Annotated in this window: 17 protein-coding genes and 1 pseudogene; 1 reads left to right on the top strand and 17 read right to left on the bottom strand. The window is 67.8% G+C overall.

All coding sequences use genetic code 11. The features are described from left to right. Positions 1-24: 24 nt before the first annotated feature. From DM992_RS38755 to DM992_RS38725, 7 genes are all read right to left on the bottom strand, one after another. Positions 25-1,044 (bottom strand): cyclase family protein, encoded by a 1,020-nt coding sequence (locus DM992_RS38755; RefSeq protein WP_111021494.1) that lies wholly within the window; start codon positions 1,042-1,044, stop codon positions 25-27. Further along, positions 1,041-2,534, bottom strand: coding sequence for an MmgE/PrpD family protein (locus tag DM992_RS38750; protein ID WP_111021493.1), 1,494 nt, complete (start codon positions 2,532-2,534; stop codon positions 1,041-1,043). The genes DM992_RS38755 and DM992_RS38750 overlap by 4 nt, the downstream gene beginning before the upstream one ends. Continuing rightward, positions 2,531-3,403 (bottom strand): CoA ester lyase, encoded by an 873-nt coding sequence (locus tag DM992_RS38745; protein WP_111021492.1) that lies wholly within the window; start codon positions 3,401-3,403, stop codon positions 2,531-2,533. Before DM992_RS38745 ends, DM992_RS38750 begins: the two co-directional genes overlap by 4 nt. Continuing rightward, a complete protein-coding gene (locus DM992_RS38740; protein WP_111021491.1) occupies positions 3,400-4,638 on the bottom strand; it encodes a CoA transferase in 1,239 nt (412 codons plus the stop codon). The genes DM992_RS38745 and DM992_RS38740 overlap by 4 nt, the downstream gene beginning before the upstream one ends. Before the next feature lie 102 nt (positions 4,639-4,740). After that, on the bottom strand, positions 4,741-5,904 hold the full coding sequence (locus DM992_RS38735; RefSeq protein WP_072445218.1) for a zinc-binding alcohol dehydrogenase family protein: 1,164 nt from the start codon (positions 5,902-5,904) through the stop codon (positions 4,741-4,743). A gap of 57 nt (positions 5,905-5,961) precedes the next feature. Beyond that, the gene (locus DM992_RS38730) at positions 5,962-6,549 is read right to left on the bottom strand and encodes a hydrolase (RefSeq protein WP_111021490.1); all 588 of its coding nucleotides are present in this window, start codon (positions 6,547-6,549) and stop codon (positions 5,962-5,964) included. 9 nt (positions 6,550-6,558) lie between these two features. Beyond that, the gene (locus DM992_RS38725; protein WP_111021489.1) at positions 6,559-8,043 is read right to left on the bottom strand and encodes an MFS transporter; all 1,485 of its coding nucleotides are present in this window, start codon (positions 8,041-8,043) and stop codon (positions 6,559-6,561) included. A gap of 116 nt (positions 8,044-8,159) precedes the next feature. Between DM992_RS38725 and DM992_RS42100 the strand changes: the two genes are divergently transcribed. Then, a complete protein-coding gene (locus DM992_RS42100) occupies positions 8,160-8,540 on the top strand; it encodes a hypothetical protein (protein WP_162631847.1) in 381 nt (126 codons plus the stop codon). Between the two features lie 105 nt (positions 8,541-8,645). Here DM992_RS42100 and hutC read toward each other — a convergent pair whose 3' ends face one another. The 10 genes and pseudogenes from hutC to DM992_RS38680 form a co-directional block, all read right to left on the bottom strand. After that, positions 8,646-9,401, bottom strand: a complete 756-nt coding sequence (hutC, locus tag DM992_RS38720) for a histidine utilization repressor (RefSeq protein WP_111021488.1) — start codon at positions 9,399-9,401, stop codon at positions 8,646-8,648. Between the two features lie 70 nt (positions 9,402-9,471). Next, positions 9,472-10,965 carry a histidine ammonia-lyase gene (hutH, locus tag DM992_RS38715; protein WP_111021487.1) on the bottom strand — a complete coding sequence of 498 codons (1,494 nt, stop codon included), beginning with the start codon at positions 10,963-10,965 and terminating at the stop codon, positions 9,472-9,474. 7 nt (positions 10,966-10,972) lie between these two features. Next, a complete protein-coding gene (locus tag DM992_RS38710) occupies positions 10,973-11,764 on the bottom strand; it encodes an ATP-binding cassette domain-containing protein (RefSeq protein ID WP_111021486.1) in 792 nt (263 codons plus the stop codon). A gap of 27 nt (positions 11,765-11,791) precedes the next feature. Then, positions 11,792-12,538, bottom strand: a complete 747-nt coding sequence (locus tag DM992_RS38705) for an ABC transporter permease subunit (RefSeq protein ID WP_111021485.1) — start codon at positions 12,536-12,538, stop codon at positions 11,792-11,794. 12 nt (positions 12,539-12,550) lie between these two features. After that, positions 12,551-13,273 (bottom strand): ABC transporter permease subunit, encoded by a 723-nt coding sequence (locus DM992_RS38700; protein WP_111021484.1) that lies wholly within the window; start codon positions 13,271-13,273, stop codon positions 12,551-12,553. 107 nt (positions 13,274-13,380) lie between these two features. Then, entirely contained in the window at positions 13,381-14,241 is an 861-nt protein-coding gene (locus tag DM992_RS38695; RefSeq protein WP_034184651.1) for a transporter substrate-binding domain-containing protein, read from the bottom strand. Positions 14,242-14,660: 419 nt separating this feature from the next. Beyond that, positions 14,661-15,089: pseudogene (locus DM992_RS43200) on the bottom strand (glyoxalase); the annotation flags it as partial. 40 nt (positions 15,090-15,129) lie between these two features. Beyond that, positions 15,130-15,576 (bottom strand): DoxX family protein, encoded by a 447-nt coding sequence (locus DM992_RS38690; RefSeq protein ID WP_111021483.1) that lies wholly within the window; start codon positions 15,574-15,576, stop codon positions 15,130-15,132. Position 15,577: 1 nt separating this feature from the next. Next, positions 15,578-17,467 carry an amidohydrolase gene (locus DM992_RS38685; RefSeq protein WP_111021482.1) on the bottom strand — a complete coding sequence of 630 codons (1,890 nt, stop codon included), beginning with the start codon at positions 17,465-17,467 and terminating at the stop codon, positions 15,578-15,580. Positions 17,468-17,486: 19 nt separating this feature from the next. Next, entirely contained in the window at positions 17,487-17,654 is a 168-nt protein-coding gene (locus tag DM992_RS38680; protein WP_034184358.1) for a DUF1427 family protein, read from the bottom strand. Positions 17,655-17,779 lie beyond the last annotated feature (125 nt).

The raw sequence follows: 17,779 nt of genomic DNA, 5'->3' as shown, positions 1-17,779 counted from the left end.
CCGCCGCCACGGCCGCCCGCACGCTCAAACGGTCGCGACAGGATTCACCGGCGCGCCGACCAGGCCGCGGATATGCAACGGCGGCGCGGTCAGCAGAAACCGGTTCCGGCGGCGCGCATGCAGCCAGTTCGCGAGCGGCGTCAGGTGCCACAGCTCGCCGAGGTGAATGCCGAGCTTGAACAGGCACAGCTCGTGCAACGGCATCAGTGCGCCCGGTTGCGCGAGCGGCTGCGCATGCTGCGGACGTTCCTCGATCGCATGGTTGTCGGCCACGAGCGCGGCCAGCCCCGATTCGTCGATCCATTGCAGCAGCCGCGCATCGCTGCTGTCCAGCACGCACGCGCTTGCAACCGTCGCCGGCGATCCGCCGTCGTCGTTCAGCAGCAGATCCGCGAAGCCGGTGTGAAGGCAGACGATGTCGCCGCGCTCGACCTGCACGCGGTCCGCGTCCATCACCTGCATCAGCTGCGCGAAGCCAACCTTCGTGCGCGCGTCGCCGAAATGACGCCGCAGGTCGATCAGCACGCCGCGCCCCTGCACGCCCGTCTGCGCCATCACCTCGATGCCGAGCGCGCGCGCGCCGCCCGTCGCGTCGCCTTCCTGCGGCACCCGCAGATGCTCGCCCATCCGGAAACCGTTGTAGAACACGATTTCAGGCACGCCGTCGTCGTCCGCGTCGAACAGGCCGCCCACGTGCGACAGGCCGTCCCACTGCGTCGAGAACTGCGAGTGCATGCAGAATGAATCGTCGCAGACCACATCGGTTGCGTTCGCAACCTGTTGGTCCGCGCGATAGCCGAAGTACGGCTTGTCGCCGAGCAGCGCCGGCATGATCGCCGGCGGCCGGCGCCGCGCGTTCAGCCCGCCGCCGCGCGGCACGTCGAGCGGCAGGCTCAGCGAGAACGACAGCCCTTCCCGGACCTCGGCTGCGCCCTGCCGCACCTTGTCCGGCGTCAGCCAGTTCAGCCGCCCCTTCTGATCGTCGGGACCGAAATCGCCCCAGTTCGAGCCGGGCGGCCGCTTTTTCCAGCGGGGTGCATTCAAGATCGGTGCCCTCCTTCAGTGCCTGACGTCAGCGCCGCGAGCGCGTCGAGCGACGCATCGTCGGCGAGCGCCTGCACCGCATCGCGCAGCGCGAGCGCGCGCGCCATACCGAGCGCCGAACTCGCCGCCAGCACGAATTTCGCGGTGAGCTCCTGTTCGGTCAGCGGCCGTGAATTCGTGCCCTTGCTCGACTCGATCCGCGCTTCGCGCACCTGCCCGTCGCGCAGCTCGACGCGCAGCACGGCCGGCAGGAAAGTCGGGAAGCGCGCGTCGCACCACGGATCGGCCACGCAGCGCACCTTCGCGGCCAGCGCGCGCCGGGCGGGGTCCTGCGCAAGCGCATCGCCGAAATCGTCGAACCAGACGCCGAGCCCGCCGCCGCCGAGCAGCGCCGCCGCGACCGTGTACGGCCCCGAGAACGCCGCCGCATAACCGTTCGGCGGATTCGCCTTCAGCTCCGCCGGCTCGCCGATCGTGCGCAGCGTCGACGTCGCGACCCGCAGCTCGGCCGACACCACGTCGTCCGCCGTCACGCCTTGCGCCTTCAGTTGCAGCGCCGCGTCGATGCCCGGATGCGTGAAGTGGTTGCACGGATACGGCTTGAAGATGATCCGGCTCGTCTCCCATTCGTCGCCCAGGTCGCGCAGCACCGCGTCGACGTCGGCGAGGTCGCCGCACCACGCATGGAAGAAGCCGAAGCGGCCTTCGAGCGCGGTCGGCGGCGCGGTCACGCCCGCGCCTGCCAGTTCCGCCGCGCTCACGCCCGCGTGCGCCGCCCAGCCGCAGTGGATCCGCTTCACCGAGCCGCCGGTGCGGTTCGCTTCGAGCAAACCCGCACCCATGCTCGCGGCAATGCCGAGCGCCGCCGCGATCTGCGCGGCGTCGAGCCCGAACAGCATCGCCGCAGCCGCCGCCGCGCCGACCGTGCCGCAGATCGACGTCGCGTGCTGGCCGCGCTCGAAGAACACCGAATTGCCGAGCCGCTCGTTGTACGCGGCAACGCCGAGCCGGATGCACACCTCGGTGCCGACCGTGATCGCATCGAGCAGCGCCGCGCCCGACGCGCCGCTCGCCTGCGCGGCGGCGAGCGCGGCCGGAATTACGGACGCGCTCGGATGCAGCACCGACAGCATGTGCGAATCGTCGAAATCCATCGCATGCGCGAGCGTGCCGTTGACCAGCGCGGCGCTCGCGGCCGGCAGCCGGTCGGGTGCGCCGATTACGCTCGCCGGGCCGGTGCCGGCCCAGCGCCGCGCGACCTGCAGCACCGACTGCGCGACCGGTTCGTCGTGCGCGATCAGGCTGTTGCCGACCACGTCGAGCACGCGCGCGGCGGCCTCGACGCGCAGCCTGCGATCCAGCCCTTCGGCGCGCACCTCCGCCGCGAAGCGGCCCAGCGCGCCGACAATGCCGTCGGGCAGCGCGGATCGGTTCGGTGCGGTCGGATCAGCGGCCGCCGCCGGAGCGGAAAGCGTCTCGGGTGTGCTCATGCCAGTGCTCCACTGAGACGAAGATTGTTCGCGAGCGCGAGCGTCACGCGCGCGTTGGCGATCAGCGGCGGCGCGACCACGCGGCCGTCGGGCAGCACGAACACCGACGACGCCGAGGCCTTGCCCGCCGCCGCATCGACCGCCTCGAGCACGCGTTCGGCCGCGCGGATCTCGTCGTCCGACGGCGTGAACACCTCGTTGATCACCGGAAGCTGCGACGGATGGATCGCGAAGCGGCCGAGGAACCCCATCGATTTCGCGCGCAGCGTCGATTCCTTCAGCCCGTCGAGATCGGGCAGCGTGTGATAGACGGTCTGGATCGGCCCGTTCAGCCCCGCCGCGCGCGACGCGACCACGCAGCGCGCACGGCACACTTCGAGCGTGAAGTTGTCGACGCCGATCTGCAGGTCCGCACGCAGGTCGCTCTCGCCGAGCCCGATCCGTTCGAGCCGCGGCGACGCGGTCGCGAGCTGGTAAGCCGTCTCGACGCCGTACGCCGATTCGATCAGGATCTGAATGCCCGCGTCGCAGCCGATCGCGTCGAGCCAGCCCGCGACCTCCTGGATCTGCTGCGGCAGGTCGCATTTCGGCAGGCGCAGCGCTTGCAGCGCCGGCTGCGCGATCGCGTCGACGTCGTCGCGGCACCATGGGCTGCCGATCGGGTTGATCCGCACGTACGTCGGCTTCGGCGGACCTTCCGCGAGAATCGCGGCGGCCGCCTCGCGTGCGTCGGCCTTGTGGCTGGCCGGCACGGCATCCTCGAGGTCGAGCACGACGGCATCGGCTTCGCTTGCATACGCCTTCTCGACCACCTGCGCCTTGTGCGCGGGCACGTAAAGGTAACTGCGGTAAGTAGCGCTGGTTTTCATAAAATGCCTCGTTCGGTCAAATCGGCGATCTCGCGCCGCTCCAGTCCCAATGCGCCGAATACTTCGTCGTTGTGCGTGCCGCGCGCAGGCCCGCCCCAGCGGATCGCGCCGGGCGTGTCGGACAGCCGGAACGGCACGTTGTGCGTGCGGAACGCGCCGAGCTCCGCGTCGGGCACCGACACGATCGAGCCGAGCGCCGCGTACTGCGGATCGCGCAGCACGTCGGCGACGTCGTAGATCGGCGCGACCGCCGCCTGCGCGCGCTCGAATTCGGCGATCACCTCGTCGCGCGTGCGCTGCCCGATCCAGCCGCCGACCGCCGCATCCAGCTCGTCCGCATGCTTCGCGCGCTCGGCGCCGTTCGCGAACCACGGTTCGTCGATCAGGTCCGCGCGGCCGACGAGGCGCATCACGCGCTCGGCGATGCTGTGCGCCGACGTCGACAGCGCGACCCACTTGCCGTCCGACGTGCGGTAAACGCCGCGCGGCGAATTGTTCGGCGAACGATTGCCGGTGCGCTCGGGCACCCGGCCCGTCTGGTCGTAGCTCGCCACCTGCGCGCCCATCGCCGCGAGCATCGTCTCGATGATCGCGAGATCGACGACCTGGCCGCGCCCGGTGCGCTCGCGCGCCTTCAGCGCGGTCATGATCGCGAACGCGGCGGTCAGCCCCGCGACCGTGTCGGCGAGCGGGAACGACGGCAGCAGCGGCGGCCCGTCCGCGTCGCCGGTGATCGACGCGAGCCCGCTCATCGCCTCGGCCAGCGTGCCGAAGCCCGGGCGGCTCGCATACGGGCCGAACTGGCCGAAGCCCGTCACCCGCACGAGCACGAGCCGCGGGTTGAGCACGGACAGCACGTCGTAGCCGAGCCCCCAGCGCTCGAGCGTGCCGGGCCGGAAATTCTCGACGACCACGTCCGCCTGCGCCGCCAGCTCGCGGAAGATCCTCTGGCCGTCGGCTGTGCCCAGATTCAGCGTGACCGCCCGTTTGTTGCGCGCGAGCACCTTCCACCACAACGGCACGTCGTCGCGGCGCGCGCCGTACTTGCGCGCCGGATCGCCGTCTGGATGCTCGATCTTGATCACGTCGGCGCCGTAGTCCGCGAGCATCGTTGCCGCGAGCGGGCCCGCGAACAGCGTCGCGGCGTCGATCACGCGAATGCCGTCCAGCGGCGCCGGTTTGGAGGCGTCCGGCGCCGCGCCGGCGTCGACGTCCCCGATTTCCACAGTGGCCATGCCGTTCTCCAGTCAGATGGATTGCACGGCGCGCCGCGCGCCAATGTCATCTGCATGACTAAGTGTCGTGCAGCGATGCAGACGCGGCGCGCGACCTGCCGCTCAGACGGCGTTGATCCGGTAGATCGGGAAATACGTCTGGATCTTCCCGTTCAGGTAGTCGGACGCGAGCTTCGGCACCTCGTCGAAATCGAAGATCTCGGTCGGTTCCTGGCCGATCCAGCCGCTCGTTTCCTGGAAGTCGCGGATCGTGATGCTGTCGTCGTAGCGCCACGCATGCGTGTGGATGTGCAGGCGGCGGTTGATGCATTCCGTCGCGCGCAGGTTCCACAGGCGCATCCCGGTCTTCCAGCCGACCGTCGTGACGATACCGGTGCGGCCGACCACGCGCATCGTCGCGCGATACAGCGCGCCGCCGAGGTTGTCGAGGAAGATCGCGACGCCGCGGCCGCCGCTCAGTTCCGCGATCGTCTCCGCGAACACGCGCTCCGACTCGCGGTAGCTCGCCTGGTACTCGGGATCGGTCTTGTAGCGCTCGTCGTCATACGCGAGATTCGGGAACTTCCGACGATCGACCGGCGTGATGCCGAGCTTCGCGAGTTCCTCGAGGCGCCGGTCGTTGCTCGCCGTCATCGCCACGCGAAAGCCCTCGCGCTTCGCGAGCTGCAGTTCGGCGAGCGTCGTGCCGCCGCCCCAGCCGAACACCAGGTAGTCGGCCGGATCGACGTCCGGCAGCTGCGAGCGCCAGCACGCCGATGCCACCTTCCAGTTGTCCCACGCGGTGAAGTAGCGGCCGTACGTCGCCCATTGAAGCAGCGAATGCCGGCTGTCGGTCGGCACCGCCACGAGGTTGTCTGCGCGCATCTTGGTCCGCTGCGCCATCACGCCGATCGTGCCCGGCGCGTCGTACGCATAAACGAGTTCGGCGAACCCGTATTCGTCGCGCTTGCCGAACGGCATCACCATGCAGATCTCGCCTTCCTTCAGCGTCTTCACGCCGCTGCCGCGCTCGACGATGCGCACCAGCGCACCGTTGCCGAGCACGATCTTGTCCTCGCGGCGCTGCCGGCAGATGTCGACCGGATTGCGCGACAGCGCGTGGTCGAGGTTCGCTTCCCACGATCCGTACAGCGGCTCGACCAGCACCTCGTCGGCTTCCAGATCGGAGAATTCGAAGGTTTCGCGACGCAGCTCGCCCGCCACGGGCGCCTGCTTCCTGCTCGGTTCCGGTCCTGCGTAGAGAACCCATGCATCGGTCTTGATCATCGTCATGCCTCGTTAAATGACTCTGTATGAATGTGCACGCCGAACACGCCGCCTCGTTCAGCGCGAATACGCCTGCTCCAGTGCCGCCTCCACGTCGGCCGTCGCGGCGACCTGCCCGAGCTTCGGGAAGATCTGCGTCAGCGCGAAGTGCTGCGCGTCGGTGGACGACGTGCTGACCGCGTCGCTGACGACGACGACGTTGTAGTTGTTCTCGTATGCCTGGCGCGCCGTCGATTCGACGCCGATGTTGGTCGCGATCCCGGTCAGCACGATGTCCGTGATGCCGCGCCGGCGCAGCTGCACGTCGAGATCGGTGCCGGTGAACGCGCTCCACTGATGCTTCGTCACGACGATGTCGGACGCCCCCACGCCGAGCGCCGGCGCGAACGCGCTCCATTCGGGATCGAGATTCGGCGGCGCCGACGGCGCATCCGTCCTGACCTTCAGCGCCACGCCCCCGTCCGGCTGGTAGCTCGTGTGCACGTAGATGACGGGCAGCTGCAGCGCGCGGAACGCGGTCGCGAGCTCGACCGTCTTTGCCACAACCTGCGCGCCGGTGTACGGCACGACCGGCAGCGACACGATGCCGTTCTGCAGATCGATGGCGACCAGCGCGACCGTGCGATTGAGCGTCGGAATGGACATGTAGAAACCTCACTTCTGTTGGGAGATGGAAGAAGCGGCGGCATCCAGGTGCCGGCTCGATGCCGCGTTGAGCAGCAGCAGCACGCTGACGACCGCCAGGACGATGGCCAGCTCGCGCAGGCCGCGATCGCTCGCCGGATGGCCGAGCGCCAGCCCGACGAGCGCAAACGACAGGCTGCCGCCGACGTACTGCGCGGTGCGGTACAGCCCCGAGGCCGTGCCGATCCGGTCGTGCGGCGCGCTCTGGTAGAGCGCCGCCTGGTTGCCGAGATTGTTGAAGCCGTTCGGCACGCCGAACACGATCGACAGCAGCACGATCGACCAGACCGGCATCGCGCTGGTGAGCAGGCTCATCACGACGCTGCCGATGCACAGCATCGCGGAGCCGATGATCAGCACCGGCCGCGAGCCGTGACGGTGCGCGACGCGGGTCGCGAGCATCGTCGCCACCGTGCCGACCGCGGCGATCGGCAGCATCACAAGGCCGGCGTCGGCGGCGGACAGGCGCTTGGCCTCCTGCAGCCATATCGGCAGCGCATAGAAGATCGCGTAGAACACCGCGTAGGTGCCGACGCAGCGCAGGTACGTGCTCGCGAGCGCACGGTTGTCGCTCAGCATGCGGATGTCGATCAGCGGCGTCGCGGCCAGCCGCTCGCGCCGGACCAGCAGCGGGCACAGCACCAGCATCGCGACGAGCAGCAGCCAGTCGGGCTCGCGCGACACCGATTGCAGGAACAGCAGCAGGCTCGTGAGCGTCAGGATGAACAGCGCGACGCCCGGCAGGTCCAGCTCCATCAGCGTGCCCCGCAGCGTGCGGCGTTGCCGCGCGCCGCGCGGGACGACGTCGGCCGGAATCCACAGCCACGTCAGCACGAAGGCCAGCAGCACGATCGGCACGTTGATCCAGAAGATCGCACGCCAGCCGGCGAACTGCACGAGCGCGCCGCCAAGCGGCGGCCCGAACGCGACGGCCACCTGCGCCGCGACCGAGATCGCGCCGAGGCCGCCCGTCGGCGTCGCGCCGTTCGCATGCCGCTGCGACCACGTGCGGATCATCGCCATGCCGGCCGGATACGCGGCGGACGTGCCGATGCCGAGCGCGACGCGCAACGCGATCAGCCACCCGAGCGACGGCGCGAACGGCGCGAGCGCGGACGCGATCAGTACGATCGCGAGGCCGATGCAGAAGATCCGCTTCGCGCCGAACCGGTCGGCGAGCCGCCCCATCGTCGGCTGGCCGACTGCCGTCGCGAGATAGAGGCCCGATACGAGCCACATCGTGTCGATGCGTTCATGTGTGGCGCCCTGCGGGTTGAACGCCTGCTGGATGCTGACGAGCGCGACCGCGATCATCGACGAGTTCAGCGCATTGAGCAGCGTGCCGAGCACGATCGGGCCCACCAGCCTGCCCGGCAGGCGCAGGCCCGCCGCGCGCGCATTGCCGCCGGGGGACGAGGGTGTTGCTTGCGCAGGTCGATCGTGGTTCGTTTTCATGGCATGGTCACGTGGTGAATTCGCATCGCCCGATCAAATTCGAACGTGCGTTCACCTTACCGTTACGATTGCCGTGAATGAAATGGATTGTTGCGATGCACACATTCGTCGCTTGAATGCAGATCGCGATCCGGATGCGCGAAAACGGCCCAGGCAAGCCGGGAATCACATCGACAAACAACCCGCGTCCCTTGCCGGACCAGCATATCGCGGGAGCGCGGCGAATCTTGCCGAATGCGTACGAAATTATTTGCGCCGTGTGCTTCCATCGGCCGACGACTGTTTTATGCGGCGGTGCAATGGGGATTCAGAGCGATGGCTCTAGACCGGCGCAACCGACGTTCCATCGTTGGCGGAACGCGTTCGGCGACGAGTTCCGCGGTATGGACGTGGCCGACGTGCGTCGGCTCGAGAAACTGGAATCGGAGAACGGCCGGCTCAAGCGCCCGATTGCCGGGCAGATGCGGGTGGTCGACGATCTCGAGGCGTTCGGTTGAAAAGTGAGCACCGCGACCGGCCGGCGCGAAGCGCTGGAATTCCTGGCTCGGCAGGGGAACGCATGTCGCAGCCCGGGGCGAGCCGCCGGGTGGCGGCCTGCACGCTCACACCCGCCCCGCCAGATGAAACCGCGACGCCGGATGCCACAACCGCACCGACGTCGCGATGTGCTCGCCGACCCACGTGCGGCGGCTCAATAACAGACACGGCTCGCCGATTTCCATCACGAGGTGCCGGCGCACCTGCGCATTGGGTTTTTCCGCGTAGATCCGGAACTCCGCGCGCTGGATCGGCGCGAGCCGCACCATGTAGTGATTCGGCGTCTCGATCGTGAAGTCCTGTTCCAGATACGCGGGAAACAGCGCCGGATTGACGTAGCGATCCTCGAACTGGATCGGCTCGTCTTCCTCGTAATGCACGATGCGCGAATGGAACACGGGCCCCGAACGCAGCCCGAGCGCTTCGACCGCCTCCTGATCGTCGCTGCTTTCGAGCAGCAACACGCGCGCGCTGTGCCGATGGCCGCGCTCCGCGATCTCGTCCGCGATGTTGCGGATCTCCAGCACCGTCGATTCGTAATGCCGCCGTTCGACGAACGTGCCGGCGCCCTGGATCCGGGTCAGCACGCGCTCGGCGGTCAGCTCGCGCAGTGCGCGCGACACCGTCATCCGCGCGACGCCGAACTCCTTCACCAGTTCGGCCTCGGTCGGAATCGCGCCGCCGGGCTTCCAGTCGCCGTTCGCGATCCGCTCGACGACGTAGCGCTTGATCTGCTGGTAGGCCGGCAATGCACGCGCCGGCACGCCGTCGCCCGGTGCGCCCGCCACCCGGCCGGCAAGTTGTCGTTGCGTTTCGTTCATGCGCCCTCGATCGAATGAATGATGGATCGCCCGCTGGCCGCCGCGTCGCCCGGCGGCCGGCCTCCGGCCGTTACATCACGGGCGGCGGCACGCTCGCGACGATGCCGGCGGCGATCGCGATGTCGTCCGCAAGCGGCCGGTCGTCCCGGTACACCGGCACGCGTTCGCGCACATGCCGCCACAGCGCGTCGGTGGGTGCGGCCCGCGATGCGCCGTCCGCCTGCAGATCGTAAGCCTGTGCGGCGGCCAGCAGCTCGATCGCCAGCACGCGTGTCGTGTTCTCGATGATGTCGAGCGCCTTCAGCGCCGCCGGCGTCGCATGGCACAGATGATCTTCCTGCAGGCCCGACGTGATGCCGCCGTCGAGGCTCGCCGGCGCCGCGAGCCGCTGGTTCTGCGCGACGAGCGCGACCGCCGTGTACTGCGCGATCATGAAGCCCGAACAGGTGCCGCCCGGCGTCGCGAGAAACGCCGGCAGCCCGCTCACGAGCGGATTGACGAGCCGGTCGAGACGCCGTTCGGCGATTGCCGCGACCTGGGCCATTGCCGCCGCGAGACTGTCCATCGCCAGCGCGATGCCCGCGCCGACCGCATGTGCCTGCGAATGGACGGCCGGCGCGTCGCGCGTGCCGGCCACGATCGGATTGTCGGTCACCGACGCCAGTTCGCGATCGACCACCTCCGCCGTCACGTCGAACACGTCGCGCGCCGCGCCGTGCACGTGTGGAATCGTGCGCAGGCTGAGCGGATCCTGCGTATGCCGGCCGCTTGCCGCGGCGAGCATTCCGCTGTCGGCGAGCAGCGCACGCAACCGCGCGCCGACGTGCCCGATGCCGGGCGAAATCCGCAGCACAAGCGACGCCGGATCGAACGCGGCGATCTGCCCGCCGAGGTTCTCGAAGCTCGTCGCCGCCACCCAGTCGGCCCAGTCGAGCAGCCGCTCCGCGCGGGCGAGCGCGAGCGCGGCCAGCCCCGTCACGCACGGCGTGCCGTTGACGAGGCTCAGCCCTTCCTTCGCGCCGAGCACGAGCGGCTCGCGGCCGATGCGGCGCAATGCCTCGTCGCCGCGAATCCGCTCGCCGCGGTGGCGCGCATGGCCGTGACCGATGCAGACGAGCGCGACGTGCGCCATATGGGTCAGATAACCGACCGAGCCGTGCGCCGGAACTTCCGGCAGGCAATCGTGTTCCAGCAACGCGACGAGCTGGTCGACGACGTCGGCGCGCACGCCCGAATGCCCGTGCGCGTAGTTGTTGATCGCCGCCGCGACGATCGCGCGCGTTTCCGCCGCGCCGAGCGGTGCGCCCACGCCGACCGCATGACTCATCAGAATGTTGCGCGACAGCGTGCTCTGCTGCGCCGGCGACACGATCACGTCGCACAGCGCGCCGACGCCCGTATTGACGCCATACGCGCGGATGCCGCGTGCGACGATTTCGTCGACGAGCTCGCGCGCCGCGACGATGCGTACGCGCGCGTCATCGGCCAGCGCGAGCGGCTCGCCGGCGGCCACTGCCGCGACCTGCCGCCAGTCGAGCGGCTTTGCCGAACGGAATACGGTCATGGCAGCCTCAGTTCGCGGAACGGTCGTGATGGCTCGACACGAACTGCCGGAAGCGCTCGGAGCACTGGCCGCCGAACAGATCGCCGGGCGTGCCGTCCGAATCGACTTCGCCCTGATGCAGGAACATCACGCGGTTCGACACGTGCCGTGCAAAACCCATCTCGTGCGTGACGACCAGCATCGTGCGCCCCTCCTCCGCGAGCGAGCGCATCACACGCAGCACCTCGCCGACCAGTTCCGGATCGAGCGCCGACGTCGGTTCGTCGAACAGCATCACCTTCGGATGCATCGCGAGCGCACGGGCGATCGCGACGCGCTGCTGCTGGCCGCCCGACAGGTGCGCCGGATAGTAGCCGCGCTTGTCCGCGAGGCCGACGCGCGCGAGCAGCGCCTCGGCTTCCTCGACCGCTTCCGCGCGGCTGCGCTTCTGTACGCGCAGCGGGCCTTCGACGAGGTTGTCGAGCACCGTCATGTGCGACCACAGGTTGAAGTTCTGGAACACCATGCCGAGCTGCGAACGGATCCGGTCGACCTGACGCCGGTCGCCCGGATGCAGCTTGCCGTCGCGCGTGCGCTTCATCTTCAGTTCCTCGCCGGCGAGCGCGACGGAGCCGTCGTCGGGCGTCTCGAGCAGGTTCAGGCAGCGCAGGAACGTGCTCTTGCCCGAGCCACTCGCGCCGAGGATCGAGATGACGTCGCCCTCGTGCGCATCGAGCGAAATGCCCTTCAGCACATGGTGATCGCCGAACGACTTGTGGATGTTCCTGACCGACAGGGCAACGGGAGCAGCGGTGTTCATCGAATTCTCCGGGAAGGATGGATGCGCTCAGGGCGCGACGCGCCGGGCATTGCGCGCCGCCGCAGTGGGCACGCCGGCCGGCTTCGGCGCGCGCAGGTGGCCCGACAGCCGCCATTCGAGCGCGCCGAGCACGCGTACGACGATGAAGTTCAGGCCAAGGTAGATGAGGGCCGCGCACACGAACACCTCGGTCGTGCGGTAGGTCTGCTGGATGATCTGCTGCGCGACGCCCGTCACCTCCCACACCGTGACGAGGCTGGCCAGCGCGGTCGACTTGACGAGCAGCACGGCTTCGGTCGAGTACGCGGGCAGGCACTGGCGCAACGCGATCGGGCCGATCACGCGCCGCAGCAGCGCGAAGCCCGACAGGCCGATCGAATAACCGGCCTCGATCTGCCCGACCGGCACGGCCATCAGCCCGCCGCGCACGATCTCGGCCGTATAGCCGGCCGTGCACAACGCCAGCGACAGCACCGCGCACACGTACGGTTCGCGCAGCAGCGGCCACATGAAGCTCTCGCGGATCACGCCGAACTGGCCGAGCCCGTAGTACACGAGGAACATCTGGATCAGCAGCGGCGAACCGCGAAACACGAGGATGTACGCGCGCGCGAAGCGGTTCGGCAGCCAGCGCGGCGACACGCGCATCGTGACGATCACGAGCGACAGCAGGCCGCCGAGCACGAGCGACGCGAAGAACAGGCCGAGCGTGGTCGGCACGGCCGCGAGCAGCTGGCGCAGCGTGTCGATGAGGAAGTCGAAATCGATGGACATGCGTGCTCTCCGTCAGTTGCGCGCGAAATTGCGGCGGAACGAGCGGCCGACGATCGCTTCCGCCCGGTTGAACACGCGGTTCGACAGGCCCGTCATCACGAGGTAGAGCGCGCCGCCCGCGACGAAGAACACGAAGTACTGGTGCGTCGAGTTCGCGGCGATCTGGCTCGTGCGCAGCAGCTCGGCGAGCCCGGTGACCGAGATCAATGCGGAGTCCTTGAGGCTGAGTTGCCACACGTTGCCGATGCCGGGCAGCGCGAAGCGCAGCACCTGCGGAATCAGGATGCGGCGCAGCACCATGCCGCGCGACATGCCGACCGAGCGCGCCGCTTCGAGCTCACCCTTCGACACGGCCAGCACGGCCGCGCGGTATACCTCCGCCTGATATGCGCCCGAGATCATCCCGACCGCCAGCGCGCCGATCACGAACGGCGGCACGCCGATGAAGCCTTCCGCGCCGAACCACTGGCCGATGGTCGTGACGAGCGTCGAGCCGCCGAAATAGAACAGGTAGATGACGAGCAGTTCGGGCACGCCGCGAAACACCGTCGTGTAGAGATCGCCGAGCAGGCGCGCGCTGCGGTGACGCGACAGTTTCGCGGCCGCGATCGCGGCGCCGATCACCGCGCCGACCGCGAGCGCGGCGAGCGTCAGCGCGACCGTCATCAGTGCGGCGAGCAACAGCACGCCGCCCCAGCCTTCGGTTCCGAAGCCGAGCATTTCGAGAATCGCCATGCGTGCCTCCCGGCAAGCGTTGAATGGATCTGCAGGATGCGCGCCGCCGAGCGTCGCCGTGTCGTTGCGTCGTGACGTCAACTACGCGGCGGCGGCCGAACGTGCGCTTACGGCGTGACGTCGGTCTTGAACCACTTGTCGGCAAGCTTCTTCACGGTGCCGTCCGCGAGCGCAGCACCGATCGCCGCATCGAACTTGGTCTTCAGGTCGGCATCCTGCTTGCGGAATGCGAGACCTTCGCCCGGCCCCCAGATCGGCCCGCCGAGCTTCGGGCCCGCGAGCACGATCGACGCGTTTTCCTTCTTCTCGATGTTCGCCGCGTAGTACGTGACGTCGTCGAACGACGCATCGATCCGCCCGGCGACGAGGTCGAGATCGCGCTCGGGCGAGGTCTTGTACACGCGGATCGACGCGATGTCCTTGAAACTGTCGTTGATGAATTTCGTATAGACGGTGCCCGACTGGATGCCGATCGTCTTGCCCTTCAACTGCTTGCGCAGCGCGTCGACGGTAGGCTTGTCGGCGTTAGCGTCGCCGGTCAGCTTGACGGCCGGCGCGCCGGGCGCGGCCTTCGGCAGGATCTTCGTGTCGGTGACGGCAAACGTCGCCGGCGTGGCCGCATAGGGGCGCGAGAACAGCAGGATCTTCTCACGCTCCGGCGTGATCGAGATCGCATCCATCAGGACATCGAACTTGCCGGCCTGCAGGCCGGGAATCATTCCGTCCCAGTCCTGCGCGACCATGTTGCACTGGACCTTGATCCGGCCGCACACGTTGGCGAGCAGTTCCGGTTCGAAGCCGCCGAGCTTGCCGCCCGGCAGCGTGAGGTTCCACGGTGCATAGCCGCCTTCGAGCGCCACCGTCACCGTCTTCCATTCCTTTGCCTGCACCGGCGCGGCAAGCGTTGCCGCTGCAGCCGCGATGACGCCGATCGTCCTGATTGCCCACTTGATGCGCTTGCCGTTCACGAGATTTCTCCTTGCGTTGAAGTTCGTCATCCCCTCGGTCAGGCAAGCCGCCTCAGGAATTTGTCTATACAAGCATGCAAGAAGAAAAACCGCGGGACAAGCGTTGATCAAAAAAAACCTGCGTAAACGCGGGAAATCCCCTAAATACAGGGCTCTAGCGCGCCTCATTGCGGGAATTCCGGCACGGATTTGGTGCAGCGGATGTGGACAAATCGCAAGGATGACTAGACAAATTTCGAATTCGATCGCCGGGGTGCCGACCATTCGACGTGCGGAGACAGGCAGGTCTGACTGACCGGCATAAGGTCTGCGGATTGGATTTCCCGGCGAGGCTCGATCGAGTATTCCGGGTCATGCTTCGACATCGCGCGCGTTCCGGTATGGCCGCGCGTTCGCGTTCCGCGGAAGTCTACGCGAGCCCGGCCGATCGGATCGGAGAACGTATCGACGCCCCCATCCGTGCCATGCTCGCGCGCCACTTTCATGGCCGACATGGACACGGCCACGTAGCCCGTGGGCGCCGCTCCAGGCGGCCAGGGGATTGGTGTCTTGAAGCAGAACGACGAAATCGTGCCGGACGGCGTAAGGACGAGCTGAGACAGGGGCCGACCGGGTGTCGGCGTCACCTGGAAAACACCTGCTTCGACTTGCTGCCGCGAGACCTCGCGACAAAGCTGTCGGTGAAACGGTTGAAATCGCCGGCGGCGGCGGGTGTCTTATTGCAGACCTGCCGCGAGCGAGCGTGCAAGCGTAGCGGCGGGTCCGGGAGGCGTTGCGAACGAAGCGGGAGCGGCAGCGAAGCCGTCCGCCAGCATCAGCGCAAGCAATGCCGCACGAACGTGCCCCAAGATTGAATTTTCTTCCTGCTTCAATGCGCCGAAAAAAAGATCAGGCGCGACCGCCCCCTTCCCCGCTTCGAACATCGCCAAGCATGGTGACGACCACAAGCGCGGCGATCAGCCCCAGGTGCTCGAAGAAGCCGTTGAGCGCCATGAAGCGCGCGACGCCCGTGCGGTTCCAGAAGTCGTTCGCCACCAGCATCGCGACGACGGTCAGCACGCCGAGTCCACCCGCGCCAATCCAGGTGAACCGGCGAAATACCACGCACAGCGAACCGCCGATCTCGACCACAACCGCCAGTGCAGCCCAGAACGCGGGCGGGTGCAGGCCGAAATGCGCCTGCTCCGCGATCGCGTCGCCGAAGTGCATCGCCTTGTCGACGCCTCCGATCAGAAAGGCGGAAACCAGCGCAAGTCGTACCAGCGCGCCGACCCACGGCTGCGCCAGCAGGACGCGAATCCACCCGGGGCTGTACCGGCCGGTTGTCGTCGACATGTCAGATCGCCCAGCAGGAACAGCCGAACGCGCCCCAGAAGCCCTTCGCGTCCGACGTCGGCAATGCACTGCCCCATGCGCTCGCATGCGCATGCGCGTGCACGTTGCATGCACTCGCGCAGCCGCACATCGCAGCGGCTGCCGCACGCTGCAGCGGTGCGCCGTTGCGCTGCGTCGCGCCCCAGCCACCGTAGCCGCCGTACTCGCGCACCGGCGACCAGTCCGGCATCGCGGGCGGAATCGGCGCATCGTGCGATGCGAACGGCCCCGCGCCCCATACGATCTTGCCGCCGACCACCGTCAGCAACGCGGTCGTGCCCGCGATATCGTCCTCCGCGCATGCGAAGAAATCGCGATCCGGGACCACCAGGTCGGCGAGCTGCCCGACCGCTACACGCCCTTTCTTCCCTTCCTCGTTCGAGAACCAGGTCACGTATTCGGTCCACATCCGCAGCGCGGTCTCGCGATCGAGCAGGTTGCGTTGCGGGTACATCCGCAACCCGCCGACCGTCTTGCCCGTCACGAGCCATGCGAGCGACACCCACGGGTTGTACGACGCGACGCGCGTCGCGTCGGTGCCGGCCGAGACCTTGATGCCCTTCGAGAGCATCTTCGCGACGGGCGGCGTCGCTTCGGCCGCCTGCGCGCCGTAGCGCTCGACGAAGTATTCGCCCTGGTACGCCATCCGGTGCTGCACCGCGATGCCGCCGCCCAGCGCCGCGATTCGATCCATCGATTTTTCGGTGATCGTTTCAGCGTGATCGAAGAACCAGTTCAGGCCGTCGAGCGGGATGTCCTTGTTGACCTTTTCGAACACGTCGAGCGCACGGCTGATCGTTTCGTCGTAGGTCGCATGCATGCGCCACGGCCAGCGGTTCTGTGCGAGCACGCGCACGACGCCTTCGAGATCGTCTTCCATCTGCGCCGGCAGATCGGGACGCGCGACGCGGAAATCCTCGAAGTCGGCCGCCGAGAACACCAGCATCTCGCCCGCGCCGTTGTTGCGGAAATAGTCGGTGCCGTCGTGATACTTGACGCTCTTGGTCCAGTTCACGAAGTCTTCCTTCTCGGCGTTCGGCTTCTGCGTGAACAGGTTGTACGCGATCCGGATCGTCATCTCGCCAGCGTCGTGCAGCTTGCGGATCACCTCGTAATCGTCAGGATAATTCTGCGAACCGCCGCCCGCATCGATCACGCCGGTCACGCCGAGGCGGTTCAGTTCGCGCATGAAGTGGCGCGTCGAGTTGTACTGGTATTCGAACGGCAGCTTCGGCCCCTTCGCGAGCGTCGCGTAGAGGATCGTCGCGTTCGGGTTCGCGAGCAGCAGCCCGGTCGGATTGCCCGCGGCGTCGCGCAGGATCGTGCCGCCCGGCGGCTCGGGCGTATCCTTCGTGTAGCCGACCACGCGCAGCGCGGCCGCGTTCAGCAGCGCGCGGTCGTACAGGTGCAGGATGAACACCGGCGTATCGGGCGCGGCCGCGTTGAGCTCCTCGATCGTCGGCAGGCGCTTCTCGGCAAACTGGTGCTCGGTGAAGCCGCCGACCACGCGCACCCATTGCGGCGCGGGCGTGATCGCAACCTGCCGCTTGAGCATGTCCATCGCGACCGCGAGCGACGGCACACCGTCCCAGCGCAGTTCCATGTTGTAGTTCAGGCCACCGCGAATCACGTGGCAGTGGTTGTCGATCAGGCCCGGCAGCACGGCGCGGCCTTCGAGGTCGACGACCTTCGTCGCGCGCCCGGCGAGCCGCATGACATCCGCTTCATTGCCGACCGCAACGAAGCGGCCGGCGGCTATCGCCACCGCCGTCGCGGTGGGGTTTGCGCGGTCGAGGGTCGTGAACCTTCCGTTGTGAAGGATCAGATCCGGTTGGGACTCGGTTGCGGTCATATATGTCACCTCGTTTCGATCAGAAGCCAAATAGCTGTTTGAGGGTGGGGATGGCCTGCACGCCGATCAACATGCCGAGCAACCCGACAAGCGCAATCAGCGGCGGTGCCGGAGAACGGACCTTGATTGCGCTGTAAATGACACCGATCAGCAAGCCCGCGCCAAGGGAAACCAGATAAGGTTCCATACGATCAATTTCTCGGACAGGTTGGAATGCAGGTCGTAACGTCCTGGCAAACACGCTGCGGGCGGCATCCGTGAATCGACCACGTACGCCGCCCGCGATTTCATATTGCCGATGCGGCGTGTTCG

Source organism: Burkholderia sp. JP2-270 (assembly GCF_003233675.1).
GTDB lineage: Bacteria > Pseudomonadota > Gammaproteobacteria > Burkholderiales > Burkholderiaceae > Burkholderia > Burkholderia pyrrocinia_C.
The sequence above is the reverse complement of the archived record's forward strand: the minus strand, read 5'-3'. Positions and strand labels throughout refer to the sequence as shown.